Origin of the sequence: Rhodopseudomonas sp., assembly GCF_036404135.1 — a bacterium.
Lineage (GTDB): Bacteria > Pseudomonadota > Alphaproteobacteria > Rhizobiales > Xanthobacteraceae > Rhodopseudomonas_A.
This window is the reverse complement of record NZ_DASWPE010000086.1, coordinates 76,906-88,971: the sequence shown is the minus strand read 5'-3', so window position 1 is coordinate 88,971 and position 12,066 is coordinate 76,906. Positions and strand designations below refer to the sequence as shown.

Sequence of the window (12,066 nt, the reverse complement as noted above, 5' to 3'; positions counted from 1 at the left end):
TCTTCGACGCCGACCAGATCGCGACCCTCGACGCCCTCAACCGGCGCTACGAGGCGCAAACCAAACGGCTGCGCAACCCGCATCCGCCCGATCGCCTGGCCTGGGCCGCCTGGATCATCGGCCGGCTCGGCGGCTGGGACGGCTATCCATCGTCCAAACCTCCCGGCCCCATCACCTTCAAGCACGGCCTCGAACGCTTCTCCGCCATCGCCGCAGGATGGAGCCTCAGAGATGTGTGCATGCCTTAGTGCGAACGCAGGGACCCATACGGCGCGGAGCTTCGGCTGGTCCGCCGACCACGTTCCAAAGCGAGGCTAGGGGTGATGGGTCCCTGCGTTCGCAGGGACGACAGCAACCTTGTTGATGTCCTCGCTCTCCAGCTCCGGCGTCGGGTAGCCGTCGCGGGCGACCTTGATCATGGCGCGGCCGAGCTGCTCGGTCGTGGTGATATAGCGCGGCGCGACCTTGTTCAGCCAGCTCCACAGCGGCGCGCCGACGCGATAGACGGTGTTGATCCAGCGGGTTTTCGATTCGATGCCGTGCAGCGGCTGGATCGCGCCGGGCCGGAACAGATAGGCCTGAAACGGCAGCTTCAACAGATCGTTCTCGGTCTTGCCCTTGACCCGCGCCCACATCAGCCGGCCCTGCTCGGTGGAATCGGTGCCGCGGCCGCTGACATAGATGAAGGTCGAAGCCGGGTTGAGCTTCGCCAGCGTGCGCGCCGCCGCCAGCGTGATGTCGTAGGTCAATTGCCGGTAGTGTCGCTCGTTGAGACCGATCGAACTGACCCCGAGGCAGAAGAAGCAGGCGTCATAGCCGGTCAGTTCGGATTCGATGTCGGAGAAATCCAGAAAATCCTCGCGCAGGATTTCGTGCAGCTTGGCGACCTGGCGATGCGTCGGGGAGCGCCCGATGACCAGCAGGCTTTCCACCTCGGCGCTGCGCAGACACTCGCGCAACACGCCCTGCCCGACCATCCCGGTTGCGCCGAACAGGATCACTTTCATGCTGCAGCCCAATCCCTCGCGCGGCACGTTCAGGCGCCTGATGCCATGCCGGCCGCGGCGCAATGTTACGCGAGTTGTCTGCGCAGATATAGCCGCGACGCCGTGAAGGCGTCGCGGTACAACGTTACAACTTTGGCGGGCGAAGGATGATTAGCCGGTGATGAAGGCCAGGATATCGGCGTTGATGGTCTCGGCCTGGGTGGTGATCATGCCGTGCGGAAAGTCCTTGTAGGTTTTCAGCGTGCCGTTCTTCAACAGCTTGGCGCTGAGCGGCCCGGAATCCGCGTAAGGCACGATCTGGTCGTCCTCGCTGTGCTGCACCAGCACCGGCAACGTCAGCTTCTTCAGGTCGTCGGTAAAGTCGGTCTGCGAGAACGCGACGATGCCGTCGTAATGCGCCTTGGCGCCGCCCATCATGCCCTGGCGCCACCAGTTCTGGATGACGCCCTCCTGCGCGGCGACGCCCGGCCGGTTGAAGCCGTAGAACGGCCCGGCCGGCAGATCGCGATAGAACTGCGCGCGGTTGGCGGCGAGCTGCGCCTGCAAGCCGTCGAACACGTCTTTCGGCAGCCCGCCGGGATTGGCCGCGGTCTTCACCATCAGCGGCGGCACCGCGCTGATCAGCACCGCCTTGGCGGCGCGGCTTTCGCCGTGGCGCGCCAGATAGTGCACCACCTCGCCGCCGCCGGTGGAGTGGCCGATATGCACCGCGTCCTTGAGGTCGAGATGCGTAGTCAGCGCCGCGAGGTCGTCGGCGTAGTGATCCATGTCGTGGCCGTCCGCAGTCTGGCTGGAACGGCCGTGGCCGCGCCGGTCATGCGCGATCACCCGGAATCCCTTGCTCAGGAAGAACAGCAGTTGCGGGTCCCAATCGTCCGCCGATAGCGGCCAGCCATGGCTGAACACGATCGGCTGGCCACGGCCCCAATCCTTGTAGAAAATCTCGATGCCGTCCTTGGTGGTAATCGTCGCCATGCAAAGCTTCTCCATTGGTGGTTGCGAAGACGCGTGGTGGGTCGCGGGGGATGGAAGGCGGTCAGCAGAGATGATCGGCCATGCCGGCGGGCGCCGGCATGCGGGGTCGACGACGCCGGTCGATCCGGCGGCTCAGGCGGCGCTGGTCAGCGCCGGTCGGAACCGTCGTGTCGCGAGCACGATCACGACGGCAAAGAACGCCAGCAACGCGCCCTGCGCGGCGAGGAACGGCGGCTCGGTCTGGGTCGGCGCCAGCGCGGTGAGCCACGGGATTTTCACGAAGCCCTGCACCACCAGCACGAACATGTTGAGATACAGCGACAACAACGCGGTCACCACATAGATCGGCCGCCAGATCCCGCCCAGCCGCCGCAGATACAGCGCGATGACCGCCGGCGTCAGCAGCAACAAGGAGATGATGCCGACGATGTGTGACGGCAATAATTGCGCGAAGGGAAAAAAGAACCCGGTGACGCTGGTCAGGATGGTGGTGAGAAGAAACAGCGCGGTCCAGCCGCGCAACGGATTCGAGGTGAGCAGTCCGACCATCGCGATCAGACCCGAGGCAATTGCAACCAGACTGATCAGAACATGAATGAGCGTGAACGTCGACAGACTGAGACCGAGGATCATCGCCGCCTCCCGTCATGCAAACCGATTAAGTAATCCACTTGTAGTCCAAGCGAGGTTAAGTGAAAATTCCGGCGCTGGCTAGTTGCGGCGGCGCACAACGCCGCACAGCTTTGCGGCAGGACGATCAACAAACGTTGAGCATCATGCCACAATTCGTCGCGGCCGCGGGCTTAGGCGCGGCGCGCGGCCGGTTAGCGATCGAGAAACTCGATGAGCTTGGGAATTACCTGCCCCGGCGCCTCTTCCATCAGCCAATGCCCGGCGCCGTTGATCACCACACCGTCGACGTTGTTGGCGACCAGCCGCGCCTGGGTGATCAAGGTCTGCCCGGAGGCTTTCGCGCCGCTCAGCACCAGCATCGGCATCGGTAGCGGCGTTTTGGCAAAGCCTGCGAAATCCGCGGCGTCCTGCTCGAAGGCGCGAAACACTTCGAAGCCCGCGGCCATGTGGCCGGGCTGCGCATAGGCCTCGGCGTAGAATTTGCGATCCGCCTCCGGCACCGATTTGGTCGGATCGGCCGCGAAGTCATTCCAGAAGTGCTCGAGATAGATCCGCTCGCGACCGCTGACCAGCGCCAGCGGCGTCTTGCCGTAGAAATGGAAATGCCACAGGTCGCGCAGCAGCCAGACCTTGGTCCAATCGCCGACACCGGGCAGGAACGCATCCATCAGCACGATGCGCTCGACCTCGGCGGGATATTGCGCGGCATAGCCATAGGCCACCATCAGCCCGATATCGTGTCCGACGATTTTGACGCGCTCGATCTTCAGGCTTTGCAGCAGCGCGTGAACGTCGCGCGCCAGCGCCGCCTTGGTGTAGCCGTCGGCGGGCGCCGCCGAGCTGCCGAAGCCGCGCAGATCCGGCGCGATCACCCGGTGCTTGGCGGCCAGCCTTTCGATCAGCGGCCGCCACATCCGGCTGGTTTCGGCGTAGCCATGCAGCAGCACGATGGCGTCGCCGTGGCCGGCCTCCAGATAGTGCAGCTTGACGCCGTTGACGGTGGCGAATTTGCTCTGCGAGGATTCGGCCTGCGCCGGAAGCGGTGCCGCTGCGATCACGGCGAGCACCGCGATGGCCAGGCCGAGCGCGTTTCCCACGCGGCGAAACATCTTGCTCAGCGACTGCATCGTCCGGCCTCCGTTGTGATTTCGATGTGACGCGCGCGTTGCCGTCACCGCGCGTGGGCCTGCTGTTGGGCCGGCTCCCGACACGGCGTCGCCGCCTCGGCGTCGGCGAGGTAGCCGTGCAGCGCCGCCACCACCTGCGCGCCCTCGCCGATCGCGCCGCCGACCCGCTTGACCGAGCCGGAGCGCACGTCGCCGACCGCGAACACCCCGGGCACCGAAGTCTCCAGCGCCGTTACCGGGCGCTGCTGCTGTTCGGAGGAAGCGCCGGTGACGACGAAGCCGGCGCGATCCAGCGCCACGCCGCAGCCGTCGAGCCAGCCGGTGGCGGGATCGGCGCCGACGAACAGAAACACGTTGCGGATCGCCATCCAGCTCGCCTCGCCGGACAGCCGGCTGCGCAGTTGCGCGCGCTCCAGCGCGGCGTCCGAAGTGCCCTCCAGCGCCACGATCTCGGTGTTGAAGATGAGTTCGATGTTCGGCGTGGATTCGATGCGTTCGATCAGATAGCGCGACATGCTGGCGCCGAGCCCGCCGCCGCGAATCACCATGTGCACCTTGCGGGCATGCGCCGACAAAAACACCGCGGCTTGGCCCGCGGAATTGCCGCCGCCGACCAGCACCACCTCCTGGTCCTTGCACAGCCGCGCCTCGATCGGCGAGGCCCAGTACCACACGCCGCGGCCCTCGAACTTGTCGAGATTGTCGATGGCCGGCCGGCGATAGCGCGCGCCGCTCGCCACCACGATCGCCTTGGCGCGCAACGGCGCGCCGTCGTCCAGCGTCAGCGCGAAGCTGCCGTCCTCGCAGCCGCATTCCAACGACTTCACCGACACCGGGATCATGATCTCGGCGCCGAATTTCTGCGCCTGGTTGTAGGCCCGCGCGGTCAGCGCCAGCCCGGAAATGCCGGTGGGAAAGCGGAGATAATTCTCGATCCGCGCGCTGGCGCCGGCCTGGCCGCCGAACGCCCGCGCATCGAGCACCGCGACCGACAGGCCTTCGGAGGCAGCGTACACCGCGGTCGACAGCCCCGCCGGGCCGCTGCCGACGATCGCCACGTCGTAGAGTTTGTCCGGGCTGACCGCGCCGAGCATGCCCATGGCGCGGGCGATCTCGGCCTCGGAGGGATTGCGCAGGATGCTGCCGTTCGGCGTCACCACCAAAGGCAGGTCGGCGCGCTGCGGCGCCACCCGCGCCACCAGATCGGCGGCGTCTTTGTCCTGCGCCGGATCGAGCAGATGGTGCGGATAGCCGTTGCGAGTGAGGAAGCCCTGCAGCCGCACCAGCTCGCCGGAATTCGGCGCGCCGATCAGCACCGGGCCGCCGACGCCGCCCTGGATCAGGCTGACGCGGCGCAGGATCAGCGCCCGCATGATGCGCTCGCCGAGGTCGGCCTCTGCCACCAACAGCGCGCGCAGCCGCTCCGGCGGGAGCAGGCATTCCACCTCGCCCTCGGCGTGGCCGTCGACCAGCGCGTAGCGGTTGGACAATTGCCCGAGTTCGCCGAGGAACTGGCCGGGGCCCTGCTCCACCACCGGGGTGACGTGGCCGAGCCCGTCGCGCTGGGTGATGGCGACGTGGCCCTCGAGGATGACGAACATCCCAGGCCCGGTCTTGCCGGTCTCAAACAGCGTGTCGCCGTCGTGATAGTGCCTGAGGTCGCCGAACCGCCGCATCCGGGCGATTTCCGCCGGCGTCAGGCTGGGGAAGGTCTGTTCGTGCCGCGGATGCATCGCCGAGCGCGAGGCATTGTCCGGGAGGGTGTCGTCTGCGGTCTGAAGCGACATGGAGCGGCGCACCTCTCGTTAAGCGTTAAGCGTTGTCATCCTTGTGGTCGGGCGATGCGGTCGGGGCCGCCGGCAGGCCGTCGCCGGCGGGGTCGGAGAGCTCGGCGGCGGCGGCCGGCGCGACGCGGCCGCGCAATTGCGATTTGCGCCGTTTCAGGTTTTCCCGCAGCGCGTCGCGCAACCGGCTCTGCCGCGCTATGCTGCCTGGGTTCTTGGGGAGGTCGGGCGCGGTCATGGCGTGGCGGTCGTTCCTCGCTGGCTGCAGGGAAAGGCGATCATGATCCCAACATATGCGCTGGCTGCCGCGCCGCAACAGACCCTCGCGGCGTGGCATCGCTTCGTCACAACCGGGAGCGAGGAGGTGCTGCGGCCGCTGCTGGCGCCGGATATCGTATTCCGTTCGCCTTTCGTACAGGCGCCGATCCCGGGCCGCAGCGCCACGCTCCTGGTGCTGACCACGGTGACGCAGATCTTCGAGCAGTTCCAATATCACCGCACTTTCGTCGCCGGATCGCACGACGCCGGGCTGGAATTCTCGGCGCAGGTCGGCAAATGGCAGCTCAAGGGCATCGACCTGATCACCTTCGACGATGCCGGGCAGATCATCGAATTCGAGGTGATGGTGCGGCCGTTCAAGGCCCTGGCGGCGCTCGGCGAGGCCATGGGGAACCGGATCGGCCCGCAATTGCTGGCGCTGAAGGCGGCGGCGGCCGGCGGTTGAGCGGCGGGCCCCCGCCAAAAGGAGGCTGAAAAGTCCGCTGCTCGCGCTTGCGCCGGCGGATTCAATGTGGCAAGGATCGCCCCGCGTTGCGGCGGCCCTCGGGGCTGATTCCCGCAGCCATGGTATGCTGCCGTAGCTCAGTGGTAGAGCACTCCATTGGTAATGGAGAGGTCCACAGTTCGACCCTGTGTGGCAGCACCAGCCCCTTTCCTTGCAACATCAATCGCTTCTCGAGGCGTTCAGCCGTTGGCGTGGCGCGGGGCTGACGCGGCAACTTCCTTGGATTCCATCGCGAACTAGCTTCGCGCGAAGCCCTGCGACGAACACCGCTTGGCGACCGAGCGCAGTCGCCATTGATATTGCCTAGGATATCGCTGCGCCCATATCATAGGACTTGAATATGGAGGCTGCGATGCAGGTTTCCAAATGGGGAGACAGTCTTGCGGTTCGGCTGCCCAAGGCACTGGTCGACAAGCTGGGATTGAGTGCCGGCGACGAGCTCACCATCGTCGACGTCACCGACCGGACCCTGATCGTGCAGAAGGAGGACCGGCGCAAAACTGCGCTGGAGCGCCTCGCCCAGCTCAACTGGACGCTGCCTGCGGACTTTAAGTTCGACCGCGACGAGGCGAACGAGCGGTGAAGGCGGCCAGAGCGTCGCCAGCCGACGCATCCAAAACCCCTTCATCGACGCGGCGTGATCGCGCAACTACCCGGCCGGGCAGGGTTGCGCGACGATCACCCGCGCCCCGGCTTCGGCGAGGCGCTGGCGTTGCGGCTCGGCGGCGGCGGCGTCGGTGACCAGCGTCCAGCGCGGCGGCAGCGGCGCCCACGCCATCTGCCCGGCGCGGCCGAGCTTGCCGGCGTCGGCCAGCACGATCAGCTCCTTGGCCTGCTGCATCATCAACGTCTTCAGCGCCACCTGCTCGAGATCGGCCTCGCAAAGCCCGCGGCCGGCGACCACGCCGTCGGCGCTCATGATGGCGCGGCCGGCGGAGAGCCGGCGCAACGCCTCGTTGGCGAGCGGCCCCATCGTGCTCATGCTGGTGGAGCGCAGCGCGCCGCCCAGCACGACCAGTTCGATCGCCGGCGCCTTGGCGAGAAACGGCAGCAGCGCCAGATTGTTGGTGATGATGCGCAGCCGCCGCTGCAGCAGCAGGCGGCCGAACGCCGCCACCGTCGAGCCGGCATCGAGGATCAGCGTGTCGCCGTCCTCGATCAGCTCGATCGCGGCGCGCGCGATCGCCTGCTTGGCGTCGCCCTCGACGGCGAGCCGCTGCTCGAAGGTGGTCTCGATGGCGTGGCCGGTGAGAATCGCGCCGCCATAGGTGCGGCGCACCGCATTGGTCTTCGACAGAAGCTGCAGGTCGCGCCGCACCGTGGAAGCCGAGACCGCGAAACGCCGCGCCAAATCGTCGATATCGATCTCGCCGGCGCTAAGGGCTTCCAACAGGCGGGCGTGACGCTCCTTGCTGCGCATCGACATCGAACTTCAGACCCATTCGGCTGGTAACGCCGTGCCGCCGGGCGCCTTGCGGCAAACCCGCGGCACCCAGATTTTGTTAGCACGCGACGTCGGCGCCGTGGAACCCGCGCCGATGCGAACGCTCAAACCGCCTCGGCGACCTGCTTCGGCGCGAGCTCAACCGCCTGGCGCAGCGCCTCGATCAGGCTGCGCTCGTCGGCGATGCCTTTGCCTGCGATGTCGAAGGCGGTGCCGTGGTCGACCGAGGTGCGGATCACCGGCAGGCCGACGGTGATGTTCACCCCGGCTTCCAGCCCCAGCACCTTGATCGGGCCGTGGCCCTGATCGTGATACATCGCCACCACCATGTCGAAATCGCCGCGGCCGGCGAGGAAGAACAGCGTGTCGGCGGGCAGCGGTCCGCGGACATCCCAGCCCTTGCGCTGGCAGGCTTCGACCGCAGGCGTGATCTTCTCGGCTTCCTCGCCGCGGCCGAACAGCCCGTTCTCGCCGGCGTGCGGGTTGATCGCGCAGACCCCGATCTTCGGATGCTTGATGCCGGCGCGCACCAGCACCTCGTGGCCGCGGCTGATCACGCGCTCGACCAGGCCGGGCTCGATCTTGGCGATGGCGTCGATCAGGCCGATATGGGTGGTGACGTGGATCACCCGCAGCTTCGGCGACACCAGCATCATCGAGACTTCCGGCGTGCCGGTAAGATGCGCCAGCATTTCGGTATGGCCGGGGAATTTGTGGCCGGCGGCGTGCAGCGCTTCCTTCGACAAAGGCGCTGTGCAGATGCCCTGGGCGATGCCGGCCTGCACGATCTGCACCGCCTTTTCGATGAAGCGATAGGCCGCTTCGCCCGCGACCGCCGACATCTTGCCGAACGGCAGATCGGCCGGCACGATCTTCAGGTCGACGCATTGCACCGCCTTGGAGACGAAGTCGGCGTCGCGCGCGTCGCTGAGCGAATCCACCGCGAGCGACAGCCCGCAGATCTTGCCGGCCTGGCGCAGCCGGTTGGCGTCGCCGATCACCAGCGCGTTGCAATTCTTCTGCGCGTCGGGATGCGCCAGCGCCTTCATGATCACCTCGGGGCCGATGCCGGCGGGATCGCCCATGGTGATCGCAATGGTCGGTCGGGTCATGTGAAGCTTCCTTTGGTTCGGACCGCGCGCAGCCGTTCGCTGATGCGGATCAGGCTCTGATCGTCGCCGAACGCGCCGGCCTTGGTGGCGATCGGGACGGACAAGTGGCCCAGGGTGAGGCCGAGCGAAACGCCCGGCTCGATTTCATCGGCAAGCCGGATGCCGTTGACGCCGAACCGCGCCAGCAGCGCCGCGGCGGTTTCGCCGCCGGTGGCGGCAAAGGCGCCGATCGACGGCGCCACGGTTTGCAGCGCTTCGGCGAGCCGCTGCGCGAGCTGCGGGCCGAGCGCCATGTCGGGATCGTCGTTCATCATGATCTCGACCAAGGCGTCGCCGCCGCCGGCCAGCCGTTGCATCACGGCGAGCGCGAGTTCGGCGCGGCCGGCGCCGTCGTTGAGCAGGGTGTCGGGCGTCACCGGAAAATGCGCTACGGTGCCGGTCGCCACCAGCTTGCAGGCGGCGGCGCGCGAGGCGCCGGCGAGCGAGCCGACCACGATCAGCGTGCCGTGCGCGCTGGTCGGAATCCGTAAGCTCGCGACGGCGGAATCAGCCTCCAACCCGGCCAGCGCGTGCGCCAGGCCAGCACTGCCGATGAAGAAGGTGGATGGCGCGGCCGGCAGGCTGGCCTGCGCGATCAGGTGCAGGTCGTCGTCGGTCTCGGCATCGCACACCGCGACCACGTCGCCCTGCGCCGCCAGCGTCGCGAAGGCGGCGCGCAGCTCGCCGCCGCGGATAGTCGCAAGCCTCACCTTCACGCCGCGCACGCCGGCGCTCGCCAGCACGTCGACCAGGTCGGCATTGCGATAGGAGTGGTCGCGCTGCCAGACCTCGGCCTGCTCCAGCGGCCGGCCGCCGACCACGATGCGGCCGTCGATCGTGGTGCGGCCGGTGGCGGGAAACGCCGGCGCGAACACGCCGAACGCCGCCCCGGCCTGCGCCTTGAGATATTCCAGCGTCGCCGCGGTCTCCGCCGCGGGCTGGCCGCGCAGCGTGGAGTCGATCTTCTTGAACAGGATGCGCTCCGCCGCGACCAGTTGCGTCAGCACCGCGGCGTGGCGGCGGGCGGCGTCCGCGGCGCAAAGCCCGCGGCTCGCTGCGTCATAGGCCAGGACCGGCAGCCGGCGATCCTGCGCGACGGCGACGGCCTCGCCCCAGCTCACCGCGGCCGCGCGTCCCCTTCGACCGAAGGCGATTGCGCAGTCCGCGGCGCCGGTGAGATCGTCGGCGAGGATCAGCCAGCCATGGGCCATGGTCAGTGACCGGCCACGGGCGCCACCGGCACCACCGGCGTCGGCACGGCCGCGATATCGTCGGCCACCACCAAGGACTCGTCCGCTTCGTCGGCGCCGCGGCCGACGATGCCGGCGAGCCAGGCGGTGACGATCGGGGTCAGGATCGCGGTGACCACGACGCAGGCCGCAACCAGGATGGTCGCCGGCCGCGCCGCATCGGCATAGGCCGGATTGGCCGCGGCGACGATCGCCGGCACCGCCGCGGCATTGCCCGCGGTGGAGGCCGCCGCGACGCCGGCGATGCCGGTGCCGCCGGTGAGCCGATCGGCGAAGAACAGCGGAATGCCGGTGACGATCACCACGGCGACGCCCATGCCGAGGCCGAGCAGGCCGGCCTGCCACACCTTGCTGAGATCAAGCCCGGTGCCGAGCGCGAAGGCGAAGAACGGGATCATCACCGGGACAGCGCGGCTCAAGAAGGCGCGCATCTCGCGGTCGAGATTGCCGATGATCATGCCGACGATCAAAGGCAGGATGGCGCCGACCAGGGTCTGCCAGGGGAACGCCGACAGCCCGGCGACGCCGAGCGTCACCATGGTGAGGAACGGGCCGCTCTCCAGCGTCATGATGGTATAGGCGCCGACGTCGCGCGGCCGGCCATATTGGCCCATCAGCGCCATGTAGAGACCGCCATTGGTGTCGTTCATCGCCGCGACGATCGCCAGCGTGGAAATGCCGGCGAACATCCCGCCGGTGACCGGCGCTTCGCCGAGAATGCGGCCGAACACCACGCCGAGGATGATGGCGACGCCGACCTTGACGATCAACAGCGTGCCGCCCTTCTTGACGATGTAGGGGGTGGAGCGGAAGTCGATGCTGGCGCCCATGCAGACGTAGAACACCGCCAGAATGGTCAAGGCCCCGGAGAACAGCGCGCCGGTGAAGGAGCCGAAGAATTGCGGGGTGCCGGGGGCGAAGGTGGTGATCAGCGCGCCGATCAACAGCGGCACCGTCATCATCCCGCCGGGCACTTTTTCGATCGCTCGCTTAATCGGAATCTGCATGGTGTGACCTTCCCGCGCCGCGCGCATGTTTTGATCAGTTTGCGCAATTTTATGTCGGAAATCGCGCCTGATGGAGGTATTTAGGCTCTGTCTGCGCAAGGCACAAGCATTTCTGCGCAGTTTACGCAAAATACTTGCGCAATTGTGTCATGCGGGACCTTTGATCGCGGCAGCGAGGGGGATGGGGCAACGCGCGGCGGCACGCCCCTTGGAGGGCTCGCCGCGCTGCCCAGCATGCGAGGCCGACAGGTCGTAGGCGGCATCCCGCCGCCGGCGGCAGGGCGCGCGCCGCCGCCACCGCGGCGCTTTCGTTCAGCGTGGAGAATTCAGCTGCCGCCGAGCCAGCGCCACAGCCGCTGCACCGCGGTCAGCGGCGGCGGCGCGGGCGGCGATGGCGCGGGCGGCTCGTGCCGCGGACCGGCGGCGCCGGTCCCTTCGGTCGCGGCCTGCAACGCCAACGGCCCGACATGGGTGAGGAACGCCTGCTCGTAGCCGCGCGACAGCCGCTCCACCGCGACCTCGAGCGGCAGCCACGCCACCTCCTTGACGTCGTCCATCAACGGCAGCGGCGGCTCCGCGGTGGCTTCCATGCGCCAGAAATGCACCACCTTGGAGCGGCCGCCGGTGTTGTAGGCCAGCGTGCCGATGAACTCGTGCACCACCACGCGATGCCCGGTTTCCTCCAGCACCTCGCGTTCGGCGGCCTGCCGCGGCGTCTCGCCGGGGTCGAGCTTGCCCTTCGGCAGCACCCATTGGTTGCGCTTGCGCAGCCGCACGATCGCCACGCGCGGCGTCGCGCTGTTCTGCAGCACGATGCCGCCCGCCGCTAGCGACGGCTCCGCCAAATTACGCCGCTCCGATTTCATGACTCAGTGCCGATCCGCATCAGTGCCATGATGCCCGC

Annotated in this window: 13 protein-coding genes, 1 tRNA gene and 1 pseudogene; 4 read left to right on the top strand and 11 right to left on the bottom strand. The window is 67.7% G+C overall.

Annotated elements, in window-relative coordinates; translation table 11 throughout:
* Positions 1–248, top strand: a pseudogene (locus tag VGC77_RS09625) (transposase); the annotation flags it as partial.
* A 66-nt stretch (positions 249–314) separates the two neighbouring features.
* Here VGC77_RS09625 and VGC77_RS09620 read toward each other — a convergent pair.
* The 6 genes from VGC77_RS09620 to VGC77_RS09595 form a co-directional block, all read right to left on the bottom strand.
* Positions 315–1,007 (bottom strand): NAD(P)H-binding protein, encoded by a 693-nt coding sequence (locus VGC77_RS09620; RefSeq protein WP_331171344.1) that lies wholly within the window; start codon positions 1,005–1,007, stop codon positions 315–317.
* Between the two features lie 150 nt (positions 1,008–1,157).
* Positions 1,158–1,982, bottom strand: a complete 825-nt coding sequence (locus VGC77_RS09615) for an alpha/beta hydrolase (RefSeq protein WP_331171343.1) — start codon at positions 1,980–1,982, stop codon at positions 1,158–1,160.
* A gap of 132 nt (positions 1,983–2,114) precedes the next feature.
* Entirely contained in the window at positions 2,115–2,615 is a 501-nt protein-coding gene (locus tag VGC77_RS09610; RefSeq protein WP_331171342.1) for a hypothetical protein, read from the bottom strand.
* Positions 2,616–2,806: 191 nt separating this feature from the next.
* A complete protein-coding gene (locus VGC77_RS09605) occupies positions 2,807–3,742 on the bottom strand; it encodes an alpha/beta hydrolase (protein WP_331171341.1) in 936 nt (311 codons plus the stop codon).
* 44 nt (positions 3,743–3,786) lie between these two features.
* Complete coding sequence (locus VGC77_RS09600) at positions 3,787–5,475, bottom strand: FAD-dependent oxidoreductase (protein ID WP_414709633.1); 1,689 nt, start codon at positions 5,473–5,475, stop codon at positions 3,787–3,789.
* A 79-nt stretch (positions 5,476–5,554) separates the two neighbouring features.
* Entirely contained in the window at positions 5,555–5,764 is a 210-nt protein-coding gene (locus VGC77_RS09595; RefSeq protein WP_331171339.1) for a hypothetical protein, read from the bottom strand.
* 42 nt (positions 5,765–5,806) lie between these two features.
* Between VGC77_RS09595 and VGC77_RS09590 the strand changes: the two genes are divergently transcribed.
* The 3 genes from VGC77_RS09590 to VGC77_RS09580 all read left to right on the top strand — a co-directional run bounded on the left by VGC77_RS09590 (position 5,807) and on the right by VGC77_RS09580 (position 6,893).
* A complete protein-coding gene (locus VGC77_RS09590) occupies positions 5,807–6,250 on the top strand; it encodes a nuclear transport factor 2 family protein (protein ID WP_331171338.1) in 444 nt (147 codons plus the stop codon).
* Between the two features lie 126 nt (positions 6,251–6,376).
* Positions 6,377–6,451, top strand: a tRNA-Thr gene (locus tag VGC77_RS09585).
* A gap of 211 nt (positions 6,452–6,662) precedes the next feature.
* Positions 6,663–6,893, top strand: coding sequence for an AbrB/MazE/SpoVT family DNA-binding domain-containing protein (locus VGC77_RS09580; RefSeq protein WP_331171337.1), 231 nt, complete (start codon positions 6,663–6,665; stop codon positions 6,891–6,893).
* A 66-nt stretch (positions 6,894–6,959) separates the two neighbouring features.
* Here VGC77_RS09580 and VGC77_RS09575 read toward each other — a convergent pair whose 3' ends face one another.
* The 5 genes from VGC77_RS09575 to VGC77_RS09555 all read right to left on the bottom strand — a co-directional run bounded on the left by VGC77_RS09575 (position 6,960) and on the right by VGC77_RS09555 (position 12,028).
* The gene (locus tag VGC77_RS09575) at positions 6,960–7,736 is read right to left on the bottom strand and encodes a DeoR/GlpR family DNA-binding transcription regulator (protein ID WP_331171336.1); all 777 of its coding nucleotides are present in this window, start codon (positions 7,734–7,736) and stop codon (positions 6,960–6,962) included.
* A 122-nt stretch (positions 7,737–7,858) separates the two neighbouring features.
* Complete coding sequence (gene pdxA / locus VGC77_RS09570; RefSeq protein WP_331171335.1) at positions 7,859–8,866, bottom strand: 4-hydroxythreonine-4-phosphate dehydrogenase PdxA; 1,008 nt, start codon at positions 8,864–8,866, stop codon at positions 7,859–7,861.
* Entirely contained in the window at positions 8,863–10,116 is a 1,254-nt protein-coding gene (locus VGC77_RS09565; RefSeq protein WP_331171334.1) for a four-carbon acid sugar kinase family protein, read from the bottom strand. Before VGC77_RS09565 ends, pdxA begins: the two co-directional genes overlap by 4 nt.
* A 2-nt stretch (positions 10,117–10,118) precedes the next feature.
* Positions 10,119–11,162 carry a 2-keto-3-deoxygluconate permease gene (locus VGC77_RS09560; protein ID WP_331171333.1) on the bottom strand — a complete coding sequence of 348 codons (1,044 nt, stop codon included), beginning with the start codon at positions 11,160–11,162 and terminating at the stop codon, positions 10,119–10,121.
* Between the two features lie 326 nt (positions 11,163–11,488).
* Complete coding sequence (locus VGC77_RS09555; RefSeq protein ID WP_331171332.1) at positions 11,489–12,028, bottom strand: NUDIX hydrolase; 540 nt, start codon at positions 12,026–12,028, stop codon at positions 11,489–11,491.
* Positions 12,029–12,066 lie beyond the last annotated feature (38 nt).

Coding starts and splice junctions, on each gene's coding strand:
- VGC77_RS09620 (WP_331171344.1), bottom strand. CDS start 1,007: ATGAAAGTGATCCTGTTCGGCGCAACCGGGATGGTCGGGCAGGGCGTG.
- VGC77_RS09615 (WP_331171343.1), bottom strand. CDS start 1,982: ATGGCGACGATTACCACCAAGGACGGCATCGAGATTTTCTACAAGGAT.
- VGC77_RS09610 (WP_331171342.1), bottom strand. CDS start 2,615: ATGATCCTCGGTCTCAGTCTGTCGACGTTCACGCTCATTCATGTTCTG.
- VGC77_RS09605 (WP_331171341.1), bottom strand. CDS start 3,742: ATGCAGTCGCTGAGCAAGATGTTTCGCCGCGTGGGAAACGCGCTCGGC.
- VGC77_RS09600 (WP_414709633.1), bottom strand. CDS start 5,475: ATGCATCCGCGGCACGAACAGACCTTCCCCAGCCTGACGCCGGCGGAA.
- VGC77_RS09595 (WP_331171339.1), bottom strand. CDS start 5,764: ATGACCGCGCCCGACCTCCCCAAGAACCCAGGCAGCATAGCGCGGCAG.
- VGC77_RS09590 (WP_331171338.1), top strand. CDS start 5,807: ATGATCCCAACATATGCGCTGGCTGCCGCGCCGCAACAGACCCTCGCG.
- VGC77_RS09580 (WP_331171337.1), top strand. CDS start 6,663: ATGCAGGTTTCCAAATGGGGAGACAGTCTTGCGGTTCGGCTGCCCAAG.
- VGC77_RS09575 (WP_331171336.1), bottom strand. CDS start 7,736: ATGTCGATGCGCAGCAAGGAGCGTCACGCCCGCCTGTTGGAAGCCCTT.
- pdxA (WP_331171335.1), bottom strand. CDS start 8,866: ATGACCCGACCGACCATTGCGATCACCATGGGCGATCCCGCCGGCATC.
- VGC77_RS09565 (WP_331171334.1), bottom strand. CDS start 10,116: ATGGCCCATGGCTGGCTGATCCTCGCCGACGATCTCACCGGCGCCGCG.
- VGC77_RS09560 (WP_331171333.1), bottom strand. CDS start 11,162: ATGCAGATTCCGATTAAGCGAGCGATCGAAAAAGTGCCCGGCGGGATG.
- VGC77_RS09555 (WP_331171332.1), bottom strand. CDS start 12,028: ATGAAATCGGAGCGGCGTAATTTGGCGGAGCCGTCGCTAGCGGCGGGC.